Here is a 12,147-nt window from a genome sequence, read left to right as displayed (position 1 = left end):
CCGATCGATCCGGCGATGCGGCCGGAATAACGAGACATGACACTCATGACGAACTCCCGATCACCCGATCTCAGACCTCGTCGTAGATCACTTCGAGCGACGGCTTGTTCAGCACCGAGGCGCCGCACATATCTTCCATCGTGGCGGGCTCGAGCACGACATCGCGACCGGTAACGTCGCTGGAGAACAACCCGAGCAGACCATCCTGGGTGAGCGGCTTCGGCCGCACCGGCGGCGCGGTGGCGACGTTCTCGGCAAGCGTCGCGAACAGCGGCCCCCACTGCCCATCGGGCAGGCCGACGATCTCGTAGTTGGCGCTCTTGCGGCGGATGCCTTCGTCGGCGGGAATCGCCGACAGCACCGGAATGCCCGCGGCCTGCGCGAAGGCCTGCGCCTCGCCGGTGCCGTCGTCCTTGTTGATCACCATGCCGGCGACGCCGACATTGCCGCCGAGCTTGCGGAAGTACTCGACCGCCGAACAGACATTGTTGGCGACGTATAGCGACTGCAGATCGTTGGAGCCGACGATGATCACCTTCTGACACATGTCGCGGGCGATCGGCAGGCCGAAGCCGCCGCACACCACGTCGCCGAGGAAGTCGAGCAGCACGTAGTCGAAGCCCCATTCGTGGAAGCCGAGCTTCTCCAGCGTCTCGAAGCCGTGGATGATGCCGCGACCGCCGCAGCCGCGGCCGACTTCCGGACCGCCGAGCTCCATCGCGAACACGCCGTCGCGCTTGAAGCAGACGTCGCTGATGGTGACCTCTTCGCCGGCGAGCTTCTTCTTCGACGACGTTTCAATGATGGTCGGGGTCGCCTTGCCGCCGAACAGCAACGAGGTGGTGTCGCTCTTCGGATCGCAGCCGATCAGCAGCACCTTCTTGCCCTGCTGGGCCATCATGTAGCTGAGGTTGGCGAGCGTGAAGCTCTTGCCGATGCCGCCCTTGCCGTAGATCGCGATGATCTGGGTTTCCTTGGTGACGGGAGTCGTCACCGGAGCGTCGGGTTCGATCGACGCTTCGGCCCGGAGTTGTGCGTCTTGCAGCTTGATCTGCGGAACGACGTTCATCAGCTCGGTCTCCAGTTCAGAACCATTTTGAGGCAGGCGGGATCTTCGAAAGCGATGCGATAGGCGTCGGGGGCCGACGCCGCCTCCTGGTGGTGAGTGATCAGTCCGTCGAGCGAGAGCTTGCCGCTGTCGATCAGCGCCTTGGTGGCGACGATGTCCGGCGGCTGCCATTCCGCCGCGATCCGGATCCGGGCTTCACGCATGAAAGCCGGAGGGAAAGCGAAGGACAGCGGCTCGCTGTAGAAGCCAGCGAGCACGATCTCTCCGGTCGCCGCGATGCGCGAAATCAAAACGTCGAGGAGTTTCGGGTCGCCGCTGACATCGTAGATGCTACGATAGTCGCGTCGCTCGTCGGTTTCGGGATCGATCACCGCGTAGCCGTCGGCACCGCCGGTGCGCACCGGGTTCTTCTCCCACACCGTCGGTGGCGGATTGCCGAGCGCGATCGAGATCCGCGCCAACAGGCGGCCGAGCACGCCGTGACCGACGATGCACTCCGGCGGGGTCGCGGCGCGCGCCGCGATCGCATGATACGCAGTTGCAGCTAGAGCTATCAGGATACCGCGCTCGCCAAGCTGCTGATCGAGCGGCACCACGCGCTTGGCCGGAACGACGAGCCGCGAGGCGGACGCGCCGAACAGGCCGCGAACTTCGCCAAAGCATTTCGCGCCCGGCACGAACACCATCTGGCCCGGCTGCAAGTCGGTCGCAGCGCCAGCCTCGACGACTTCGCCGACCGACTCGTACCCCGGCACCAGCGGATAACCCATTCCGGGGAATGGCGGCATCCGGCCGGACCACAACAGCCTTTCGGTCCCGGTGCTGACCCCGCTCCACGCAACGTCGACAACGACGTCATCGGCCGTCGGCGCCGTGAGGCTGAGACGACTGAGTTCGACGTGTTGTGGCTGCTTGAGTACGACCGCGATGGTTTCCATCGCCTACTCCAATCCAGGCGGCAGAGTCCCGCCGCTGGAGTGTCAGAGTAAACTGACGGAAGACAGTGTCAAGCTAGATTAACACATCGGGCGCTTGATTGCGGTAATTACGGAGGCGACCATGGGCATCGGAACCGCGTGCAACCGGATGTCGCCAAAGCCGGCGGCCTCCAGCAGCTCGGTCAGCCGGGCGAAGGTCCGGCCTTGCCCGGTGCCCATCGCCCGGAGGTAAAACGCGAAATAGGCGTCGGTGCTGGATTCGCGGCCGGGCGGGCCGGCGAGCGGCTCGGCGATCAGCAGCTCTCCGCCCACCGGCAGCGCCTTGTGGACGGCGCGCAGCAGCGTGGTGACGACGTCGTCGTCATGGTCGTGGATGATGCGGACCAGCGAGACGATGTCGGCGCCCTCGGGCAGCGGATCGTCGCGAAAACTGCCGCCGATCGCGGTGGCGCGGCCGGCGAGGCCGTTCGCCTGAAAGCGTTCGGCCGCCTTGGCGGCGACGGCGGGCAGATCGAACAGCATCACGCGCAACCCGGGCGTCTGCTCCGCCACCGCGGACAGGAACGAGCCGTCGCCGCCGCCGACGTCGAGCAGGCAACGATGCTGCTTGAACGACATCACGTGCAGCACTTCGCGGGCGATCATCGGCTGCGAGGCGGCCATCAGCGCGGTGTAGGGCAGCACCTGATCGGCCGGCAGCTCGGCGGCGCCCTCGCCGCGCACATAGGCCCAATATGCTGCGAGTTCGCCGCCGCCGCGCGGGCCGCGCAGCATCGCGAGCGGATCGGCGAGGTCGCGGTACAGCATGGCGTGATGCTCGACCAACGCGCGGACGCCGGGATTGCCACACAGCTCGGCGCCGAGCTGGCCGAGGCCGTAGCGGCCGCCGCTACGCGGCTGCACCAGCTTCAGCGCGGTCGCGGCGTCGAGCAACAGCTGCATCGACTCGGGCGGCAGCGACAGCCGTTGCGCCAGTTCGCCGGCGCTGGCGGGACGCTCGCGCAGCAGCTCGAACAGCCGCAGCTGCACGCAGGCGAGCAGGATCTGGGAATAGACGAAGCCGGCGACGATATCGAACATCGCGCCGGCACGGCGGCGCGCAACGCCGCGCGTCAGCGGAAACACCGCGGCGAAGCGCTGAAACCGCGCACTCGACAGGATCGCGTCGCGCCAGCCGAGCAGCCGGTCGCGCAGGCTGAAGGAACTCATCACTCCTGCTACCACCGGCCGGCCGCAAAGGCCAAGCCGGAGCGCATCACGCCGCGGTCGCGGCGAGCTTGGCGGGCACCAGGCGGGTGGCTTCCGACATGATCAGCGAACGCAGCTCGTTGCCGTTGGAGCACGGCGGCATCGCATCGACCGCGCCGCGCACCAGCGACTTCAGGTGATAGATCGCGCCGTCGATGCCCATCTCGCGCACTGCGCTGGGGCGATCATGCGCGATATCCTGGCCGACCGGCTTGCCGATCTCGTCTTCATCCGCGGCGGCATCGCGCAGATCGTCGGCGACCTGATAAGCCTCGCCGATCTTCTCGCCGACCATCCGCCACGGCTCTGGATCGGCGCCGGCCGACACAGCGCCGGCCGCGGTCGCGGCGACGAACAGCGCGCCGGTCTTGGAGCGGTGATAATGCGCGAGGTTGATCTCGGACTCGCATTCCCACGCCTGTCCGGCGACGATGCCGAGCGGCACGCCGACGGCGCTGCCGATGATCTGGGTCAACTTCAGCAGCCGCTCGGGCTGGCATGACACCCGGGCGATCGACTGGAACGCCAGCACGATCAGCGCGTCGCCAGTCAGCACGGCGAGCGGCTCGCCAAACGCCTTGTGTACCGAGGGACGGCCGCGGCGCAGATCGGCGCCGTCGAAACAGGGGAGATCGTCGTGCACCAGCGAGGCGCAGTGCATCAATTCGAGGGCGGCGCCGGCAGCTTCCGTGGCGGCCGGATTGTCCTCGCCGCAGGCGGCTGCAACGCTGTGGCAAAGTCGTGGCCGGACCCGCGCGCCGCGCGGGAACACAGCGCTGCGCATCGCGGCCGCGAGCCGGGGCGGACAGCCTGCGAGGTCGGCCTGGTTGAGGGCCTCGGTGAGGGCGCGCTCGATCCGGTTGGTCACGTCCATGGCAGACTCCCGCTCTAAGCCAGCAAGTGTCAATTTAACTTGTCATCTGCGACTGTAAGTTATTATGGACACCTGTCAATGACATGGCTCAATGACACTTAGGGCTAAGCGGGAATCGCGATGAGGGATCTGGCCGCACGGAATCGGGTGGTGATCGTCGGCGCCGGGGTGGCCGGACTGACGTCGGCGCTGGCGCTGTCCGCGCGCGGGCTCGACGTCACCGTGGTCGAACGCGCCGCGGCACCGGGCGGCAAGATCCGCGAAGTCGGGATCGGGCCGGCACGGATCGACAGCGGCCCGACTGTGTTCACGATGCGCTGGGTGTTCGAGGAATTGTTCGCCGGCGCCGGCTTGAACTTTTCCGACTACGTGCAACTCCGTCCGCTCTCCGTGCTGGCGCGGCACGCCTGGGACGACAAGGTGCGGCTCGATCTGTTCGCCGACGAAGCGCGCTCGACTGAGGCGATCGGCGCCTTTGCCGGCGCCGCCGAGGCGCGGCGCTACCAACAATTCTGCGCCGACAGCCGCAAGATCTATCAGATCCTCGAGAAGCCGTTCCTGCGCGCCACCGCGCCGAGCCTGCCGGGGCTCGCCACCGCCAATGGCGTCAGCGGGCTGCTCGAACTGCGCAAGATCCGACCGTTCACCACGATGTGGAACGCGCTCGGCGATTACTTCAAGGATCCGCGGCTGCGGCAATTGTTCGGCCGCTACGCGACCTACTGCGGCTCCTCGCCGTTCCAGGCGCCGGCGACGCTGATGCTGGTGGCGCATGTCGAGCAGCAGGGCGTGTGGATCATCGAGGGCGGCATGCATGCGCTGGCCCGCGCGCTGGCGGATTGCGCCACCAAGCTCGGCGCAACCATCCGCTACGAGCAGGAGGTGCGCGAGATCATGGTGTCGGGCGGCCGCGCCGCCGGCGTGATCATGGCCAATGGCGATCGCATCGAGGCGTCGTCGGTGATCGTCAACGCCGATGTCGGCGCCCTGCCCGGCGGCTTGTTCGGCGAAGCGGTGCAACGCGCGGTGCCGCCGATCGCGCCCAAACTGCGCTCGCTGTCGGCGATCACCTGGAGCATGGTGGCGAAGACCGAGGGCTTTCCGCTGAGCCGGCATTCGGTGTTTTTCTCGCGCGACTATCCGCGCGAGTTCACCGACATCTTCGGCCGCGGCGAAGTACCGGGCGAGCCGACGGTGTATATCTGCGGTCAGGATCGCATCGACGACACCGCGATGCTCGGCGCCGACGGCGAGGAAGAGTTGCTGGTGCTGGTCAACGCGCCGCCGATCGGCGATCGCAAGCGGTTCGATGCGGACGAGATTGCGCGCGTGACGCAGCGGACGTTTGCGGTGCTCGAACGTTGCGGCCTGCGCGTGGAAGCAAAACCCGACAAGACGCGGATCACTACGCCCGAGGACTTCAACCGGCTGTTTCCGGCGACCGGCGGCGCGCTGTATGGCCGCGCCTCGCATGGCTGGAGCGCGTCGTTCGAACGTCCCGGCGCGCGCACCAAAGTGCCGGGCCTGTATCTCGCCGGCGGCAGTACGCATCCCGGCCCCGGCGTGCCGATGGCCGCGTTGTCCGGCCGCGCCGCCTCGGCGAGCCTGCTGGCCGATCTGGATACTGAACAGCGGCGGCTGCGCCCCGCCTCAACCAAAGCCACCTAAAGCCTTCGAGTAGAGTGTAGACGCGACAAGATGATTGCCTGGCCCAACGAGACCGACGAACGCCGCGCCGGCTTCAACCTCGACGTTCCGCCGAACGGCTACGCCTGGTGGTACGTCGACGCGATCAGTGACGACGGCCGCGAAGGTCTCACCATCATCGCCTTCATCGGCAGCGTGTTCTCGCCCTACTACGCGCATGCGCGGCGCAGCGGCGCGGCCGATCCGCTGAATCACTGCGCGATCAACGTCGCGCTGTATCACCAGGGCAGCAAGCGCTGGACCATGACCGAGCGCTCGCGCCGCAAGGTCGCGCGCAATCTCGGCTCATTTCTGATCGGCCCGAGCGATCTCGGCTGGGACGGCCGCGCCCTGACCATCAACATCAACGAAGTGAGCGCCCCAATCCCCGGCCGCATCAAGGGCCGCATCCGCGTCGTGCCGCAATTCATTACCAAGAATTACTTCGTCCTCAACGAGGACGGCAATCACCGCTGGTGGCCGATCGCGCCGCGCTCGCGGATTGAAGTCACGCTGGAGCAGCCGCAGTTGTCCTGGCAGGGCGAGGCCTATCTCGATACGAATGCCGGCGACGCACCGATCGAAACCGGCTTCACCCATTGGGAGTGGGCTCGGGGCGCACTGCGCGACACCACCGCGATCCTGTACGAAGCCGAACGCCGCGACCGCAGCCGCATCGACCTCGCGATCACCTTCGACGCGCAGGGCAACATGCAAACGTTCACGCCGCCGCCACTCCTCCCTCTGCCACGCTCAGGCTGGCGCATCGCCCGCAGCGCCCGCAGCGAAGCGGATGCGCGTATCGTCCGCACAGTCGAAGACACCCCGTTCTACGCCCGCTCGATGGTCGAGACCACCTTGCTCGGCGAACGCGTCACGCTGATGCACGAAAGCCTGTCGCTGGACCGCTTCAAGATGCCGGTGGTGCAAGCAATGCTGCCGTTCCGGATGCCGCGGCGGACGTGAGAGACTCGGTGCCCCGGACGCGCTGCGGCACGAAGTGCTGCTGCGCAGATCCGGGGCCCCGGTTACTTGCGTTGCCTGAAGAAACCGGGGTCCCGGGTCTGCGAAGCGGCGTTGCACGCCGCTTCGCGCCCGGGACACAAGTGACGAAGCTTCACGCTAAGGCCTTTCCGGCTGCTTCGCCTTCTCCGCCTCGCGTTTCTTATCCAGCCGCTTGCCCTGCCATTCCAGCACCAGCCAGGCTGCGGCAAACATCCCCAGCATGAGGATCTCGAAGTAGTTGAAGGCGCTGTCGCTATTCATGGGGCGCCTTCTCGCGGTCGGCGCGGGCGCGGTCGAGGCGTTTGCCTTGGCGTTCGAGGATCAGCCAGCCGGCGATCAGGCAGAGGAAGACCGCCGCGAGTTCGATCAGTCCGTAATAGTCTTCCATCGCCGTCTCCCGCGATGCGCTTGACTACGCCTCGTTCAGCTCCAGCTCACCAGCGGAGGCATCGAGCTCATGATGGTTTCGGTGTTGCCGCCGGTTTGCAGGCCGAACATCGTGCCTTTGTCGTAGAGCAGGTTGAACTCGACATAGAGGCCGCGGCAGGCCAGCTGCTGCGCGCGCTCCTCGTCGGTCCAGGGCTCGACCATGCGCTTGCGGACGATCTTCGGATAGATGTCGAGCAGCGCCGAGCCGACGTCACGGGTGAAGGCGAAGTCGCGTTCGAAATCGCCGCTGTTGAGGTGATCGTAGAAGATGCCGCCGACGCCGCGCGCGGTGCCGCGATGCGGCAGGAAGAAGTAGGTATCGGCCCAGGGCTTGAACTTCGCGTAGTAGGTCGGATCGTGCGCGTCGCAGGCGGCCTTCATGGCGGCGTGGAAGATCGCCGCGTCCTCGGCCTCCTGGCTGCGTTGCTCGGGCAGCATCGGCGTCAGATCCGCGCCGCCGCCGAACCAGCCCTGCGAGGTCGACAGGAAGCGCGTGTTCATATGCACGGTCGGCACCCGCGGGCTGCGCGGATGCATGATCAGGCTGATGCTGGTCGAGACGTAGTCGAGCGTGACCCCGTCGCCGGGAAGATTCTTCGCCATCTCCGGCGTCAGCTTGCCGTTGGCCGACGACGTGTGGATACCGATCTTCTCGAACAGCCGGCCGTTCGACAGAAAGCCGCCGACGCCGCCCCCGGCGCCAGTTTTGCGCTGCCACGGCTTGTAGGTGAACGTCGCGGGCTCGCCGGGAAACAGCTCGGCCGGCGCCTCGCGCTCGAGCGTTTCGATCTCGGCGCAGATCCGGTCGCGCAGGCCTTCGAACCAGGCGCGGGCCCGCGTGCGGCGGGCTTCCACCGGGTCGTCCGAAGTCGCGGGCGTGCGGTCGAGGTCGGTGTCGATGGTCATGGCGATGATCCGTTGCGTTCGTCAGCATCGGTATCACGCCAGTGTGGCGGCTTCGAGAGTTTTTGCAAATGGGTGGCGGTTGACGCGGGGCTTGGTCAGGCGCGCGCGACCCATCCTTCGAGACGGCCGCTATGCGGCCTCCTCAGGATGAGGATGAGGCGTGTTGAAGTGTCGCGACCAGGACAGCCACAAGTACATCCTCATGGTGAGGAGCCCAGCGACGCCGATAAGGCGACGCTGGGCGTCTCGAACCATGGGCAACGCGATCAGCGCTGCCAACTACACCCGGCTGCGCTGCAGCATCTGGTCGCGGCGTTCGAGGCGGGTGAACAGGTCGACCAGCCAGGCGACTTTCTGTTCGAGCGGCTTGACCTTTTGGCGGGGCGCGATCTCGCGGACCGGATAGGCGATCACGGCGTCGACCAGGAAGCGGGTTTCTTCCATGTCGCCGAACTTGGCCGGCAGATACTTCGCCGGCGCCCATTCGGTTTCCTGCAGCGCCAGCATCCGTGCCAGCACCGCGAGCTTACGGCCGGTCGAGACCACCGCGCGGCTCGACACCGAGTCGAGACCGCTGCGTTCGACCTCGCGGCCGATCTCGGCATACAGCGCGCGTGCCGCGAAGATGCCGGGACGGCACGAGCGCGGCAAATTGGCGATGCCGAGCGTGGCGCGATCGTACAGCGCGTCGGCGGTGTCGATCAGCCGCTTGACGATGCTGGCGATCTCCGGCGTGAATTTCGGATCGGCGAGCCACGTTTCCGGATCGAGGCCAGCCTCACGCATCCACGACAGCGGCATGTAGATGCGGCCGTTGCGGGCATCTTCGCCAATGTCGCGGGCGATGTTGGTGAGCTGCATGGCGCAGCCGAGATCGCAGGCGCGGGCGACGATATCAGGACGGCGCTGGCCCATCACCAGCGTCATCATCACCCCGACGGTGCCGGCGACGCGCGCGCAGTACGCGTACAGATCGGACAGCGTCTCGAAGCGCCGGCCCTGCGAATCCCATTCCAGGCCTTCGATCAGCGCCTCGGGAATCGCCGGCGGGATCGAGAACCGCGCGATCACGTCGGCGAAGGCGCGGTCGGACGGATAGGCGCGCGGCAGGCCGCGGCAGGCGCGATCGAGCCGATCCTTCAGCACGTCGACCGCGTTGGTGCGATCGAGACCGAGATCGACGGCGTCGTCGGCGACGCGACAGAACGCGTAGAGCGCGATGGCCGGATCGCTGATCCGGCGCGGCAGCACCATCGAGGCTGCATGGAAGGTGCGCGACCCTTCCTTGATCATCTCGCGGCACGCGAGCATGTCGGACTGGGCCAGCAGATCGGATTGCAGACTCATGATGTCACCAGACTGTTGGCCTCGGGAACCAGGGAATCGAGCACGCGCGCGGACGAAAGCACGCCGGGCAGCCCGGCGCCCGGATGCGTGCCGGCGCCGACGAGATATAGACGCTTGACGTCTTCGCTCTGGTTATGCGGGCGGAACCAGGCGCTCTGCCACAGCACCGGCTCGAGCCCGAAGGCGGCGCCGCGGAATGACGACAGCCGATCCTGAAAATCCAGCGGCGTGGTGATCTTCGAACTCACCACCTGGTTTTCGAGATCGGGCAGCACGGTGGCGCCGAGCATCTTGGCGATCGAGGCGCGATACGGCTCGGCCTTGCTGTGCCAATCGACATTGCCGAGCAGATTCGGGACCGGGGACAGCACATAGAACGTATCGCAGCCGGGCGGCGCCAGCGACGGATCGGTCGCCGTAGGGCGATGCAGATACAGGCTGAAATCGTCGGCAACGATCTTGCGGCCGAAAATGTCGCTGATCAGCTCGCGATAACGCGGGCCGAGCAGAATGGTGTGATGCTTGACGTCCTCGTAGCGGCGCTTCGTGCCGAAGTACCAGACGAACAGGCTCATCGAGTAGCGCGACTTCTCGATCTTGGCGTCGGTCCAGCGCCGGCGGGTTTCAGGCGATAGCAGATAGCGATAGGTCGAAGCCGAATCGGCGTTGGACACCACGATGTCGGCCTTGATCACTTCGCCATCGACCAGCTTGACGCCGGTCGCGGTGCCGTTCTCGACGACGATCTGGCGAACGTCCTGATTGTAGCGGATGGTGTTGCCTTGCCCTTCGATCAGGCCGACCAGCCCGGTCACCAGCGCGCCGGTGCCGCCCATAGCCGAATGCACGCCCCACTGCTTTTCGAGGTAGGTGATCAGGCAATACACCGAGCTCGACATGAACGGGTTGCCGCCGATCAGCAGCGGATGGAAGCTGAACACCTGGCGCAGCTTCGGATCCTTGAAGTGCTTGGCGACCAGGCTGTAGACGCTGCGATAGCTCTCCAGACGGATCATCGCGGGCGCGATCTTCAGCATGTCGGTGAAACGGCTGAACGGCTGATCGCCGAGCTGCTCGAAGCCGACTTTGAAGATTTCGTGCGACGCCGCCATGAAGCGGTCGTAGGCCGGCACATCATCCGGGCAGAACTTCGCGATCTGGTCGAGCACCGCGTTGCGGTCGTCGGAGTAATCGAAGGACGTGCCGTCGTCGAAGCGGATACGATAGAACGGCGACATCGGCTTCAGCGTGATGTCGTCCGACATCCGCTTGCCGCACAGCTTCCACAACTCTTCGAACAGATACGGCGCGGTGACGATGGTCGGGCCGGCGTCGAACGAGAAGCCGTCCTGCCGGTGCACATAAGCGCGGCCGCCGGGCTGATCGAGCTTCTCAAGAACGGTGACGCGATACCCTTTAGCGCCGAGCCGGACGGCGGCAGCGAGGCCGCCAAAGCCGGAGCCGATCACCACCGCATGCGGGGCACGATCGCGCGGAAGACGAGGAGACTGAGGACCGGGATCGAGCATGACGACCACTGTAACAAAAAATTGACAGATGCCTAGCCCGAATGTGTAAGTCGTGACTGACAGTCCGTCTTTGATCTATTCGACATTGGCAGTTTTTTCCGCATAGCGCCGGATCAGCGCGGCGATCAGCTGCGGCTGTTCCTCATGGGCCAAATGGCCGAGGCCGGGAATCCGCTCGATCACCGAATTCGGCTGAATTTCCTGCACCTTACGCGCAACCGACGGCGGAATCGCGCGGTCGCCCTCGGCCGCCACCAGCACCAGCAGCGGCTTCAACCCGGGCAACGCCAGCAGCAACGGCTCGAGGTCCCAGTTCGCCATCATCCGCAGCGCGGCGGCGACGTGGCCGCTATTGCCGACCAGTTTGCCGTAAAGCTTGATTCCCTGCGCATCGATGGTCGAGCCGGTATTGCCGATCAGCCGCTCGACCGCGCCGCGCGAGCCGGCCTGCCAGGCGAACAGGCCGGGCACGAACGGATTGAGCACCAGCATCTTGGCGAGCGGCGAGAAGAAGTTCGCCGCCGGCCCCCCATAGGGCAGGAACGCGCCGTTGAGGCTGATCAGCAGCCGCGGCGCGATGCTGCCGTCGAGGCACATCCGCGCGGCGATCGCGGCGCCTGCCGAGTGGCCGACGACGATCTGCGGCGAGACGCTCAGGACGCGCAGCAGCGCAGCGAGATCGGCCGCCATGCCGGGCAGCGACAGCCGATGCGCGCGCGGCGACTGGGTGAAGCCGTGGCCGGGCAGATCCGGCGCGATCACCTGATAGTCTGTCGCCAGCAGCGGCATCAGGCCGCGCCAGGAATGTGTCGCGGCGCCGGTGCCGTGGATCAGCAGCATCACCGGCGCGCCGGCCGGCCCCATCTGCTGCACATGCCAGCGGAAGCCTCCGGCCTCTACGAACCGGCTCGCCTCCCGATGCGGCCAGTCGGCGCCGTCGCGGCTCCAGACGAGATCGCTCATCGCCCGCCCCGACTACAGGCCCTTCATGGTGAGGAGCCCGCCCTGCGGGCGCCTCGAACCATGAGGATGCAGGACGCCATCCTTCGAGACGCGGCCCGGCGGGCCGCTCATCAGGATGATGCCGCTTGTGTTGCGAAGCCGTGCCATAGCCGC

General features: G+C 66.4%; 12 protein-coding genes. 2 read left to right on the top strand and 10 right to left on the bottom strand.

Translation table 11 applies throughout. From position 1 onward, the window contains the following. Positions 1–70 precede the first annotated feature (70 nt). From ACOJTD_RS18360 to ACOJTD_RS18345, 4 genes are all read right to left on the bottom strand, one after another. Positions 71–1,069, bottom strand: a complete 999-nt coding sequence (locus ACOJTD_RS18360; RefSeq protein WP_420134310.1) for a chlorophyllide a reductase iron protein subunit X — start codon at positions 1,067–1,069, stop codon at positions 71–73. Further along, positions 1,069–2,007 (bottom strand): chlorophyll synthesis pathway protein BchC, encoded by a 939-nt coding sequence (gene bchC, locus ACOJTD_RS18355; protein WP_420134309.1) that lies wholly within the window; start codon positions 2,005–2,007, stop codon positions 1,069–1,071. Before bchC ends, ACOJTD_RS18360 begins: the two co-directional genes overlap by 1 nt. A 78-nt stretch (positions 2,008–2,085) precedes the next feature. After that, positions 2,086–3,216 (bottom strand): methyltransferase, encoded by a 1,131-nt coding sequence (locus ACOJTD_RS18350; protein ID WP_420134308.1) that lies wholly within the window; start codon positions 3,214–3,216, stop codon positions 2,086–2,088. 46 nt (positions 3,217–3,262) lie between these two features. Next, entirely contained in the window at positions 3,263–4,129 is an 867-nt protein-coding gene (locus ACOJTD_RS18345; protein ID WP_420134307.1) for a polyprenyl synthetase family protein, read from the bottom strand. A 120-nt stretch (positions 4,130–4,249) separates the two neighbouring features. Between ACOJTD_RS18345 and crtD the strand changes: the two genes are divergently transcribed. Both crtD and ACOJTD_RS18335 read left to right on the top strand, forming a co-directional pair. Continuing rightward, complete coding sequence (gene crtD / locus ACOJTD_RS18340) at positions 4,250–5,797, top strand: 1-hydroxycarotenoid 3,4-desaturase CrtD (protein ID WP_420134306.1); 1,548 nt, start codon at positions 4,250–4,252, stop codon at positions 5,795–5,797. Between the two features lie 30 nt (positions 5,798–5,827). After that, on the top strand, positions 5,828–6,781 hold the full coding sequence (locus ACOJTD_RS18335) for a carotenoid 1,2-hydratase (RefSeq protein ID WP_420134305.1): 954 nt from the start codon (positions 5,828–5,830) through the stop codon (positions 6,779–6,781). A 156-nt stretch (positions 6,782–6,937) separates the two neighbouring features. On the opposite strand, the gene ACOJTD_RS18330 is transcribed toward ACOJTD_RS18335, so the two are convergent. The 6 genes from ACOJTD_RS18330 to bchO form a co-directional block, all read right to left on the bottom strand. Then, positions 6,938–7,081: a hypothetical protein gene (locus ACOJTD_RS18330; protein ID WP_420134304.1), complete on the bottom strand. Its 144-nt coding sequence runs from the start codon at positions 7,079–7,081 to the stop codon at positions 6,938–6,940. Next, positions 7,074–7,208: a hypothetical protein gene (locus ACOJTD_RS18325; protein ID WP_420134303.1), complete on the bottom strand. Its 135-nt coding sequence runs from the start codon at positions 7,206–7,208 to the stop codon at positions 7,074–7,076. The genes ACOJTD_RS18330 and ACOJTD_RS18325 overlap by 8 nt, the downstream gene beginning before the upstream one ends. 35 nt (positions 7,209–7,243) lie before the next feature. Continuing rightward, positions 7,244–8,155 (bottom strand): oxygen-dependent coproporphyrinogen oxidase, encoded by a 912-nt coding sequence (gene hemF / locus ACOJTD_RS18320; RefSeq protein WP_420134302.1) that lies wholly within the window; start codon positions 8,153–8,155, stop codon positions 7,244–7,246. Between the two features lie 279 nt (positions 8,156–8,434). Beyond that, on the bottom strand, positions 8,435–9,502 hold the full coding sequence (locus ACOJTD_RS18315; RefSeq protein ID WP_420134301.1) for a phytoene/squalene synthase family protein: 1,068 nt from the start codon (positions 9,500–9,502) through the stop codon (positions 8,435–8,437). After that, positions 9,499–11,031, bottom strand: a complete 1,533-nt coding sequence (locus ACOJTD_RS18310; RefSeq protein WP_420134300.1) for a phytoene desaturase — start codon at positions 11,029–11,031, stop codon at positions 9,499–9,501. The genes ACOJTD_RS18315 and ACOJTD_RS18310 overlap by 4 nt, the downstream gene beginning before the upstream one ends. A 75-nt stretch (positions 11,032–11,106) precedes the next feature. Further along, entirely contained in the window at positions 11,107–11,994 is an 888-nt protein-coding gene (gene bchO, locus ACOJTD_RS18305; protein ID WP_420134299.1) for an alpha/beta fold hydrolase BchO, read from the bottom strand. Between the last annotated feature and the right edge of the window lie 153 nt (positions 11,995–12,147).

This window comes from Rhodopseudomonas sp. (assembly GCF_048594845.1).
Taxonomy (GTDB): domain Bacteria; phylum Pseudomonadota; class Alphaproteobacteria; order Rhizobiales; family Xanthobacteraceae; genus Rhodopseudomonas.
The sequence above is the reverse complement of the archived record's forward strand: the minus strand, read 5'-3'. Positions and strand labels throughout refer to the sequence as shown.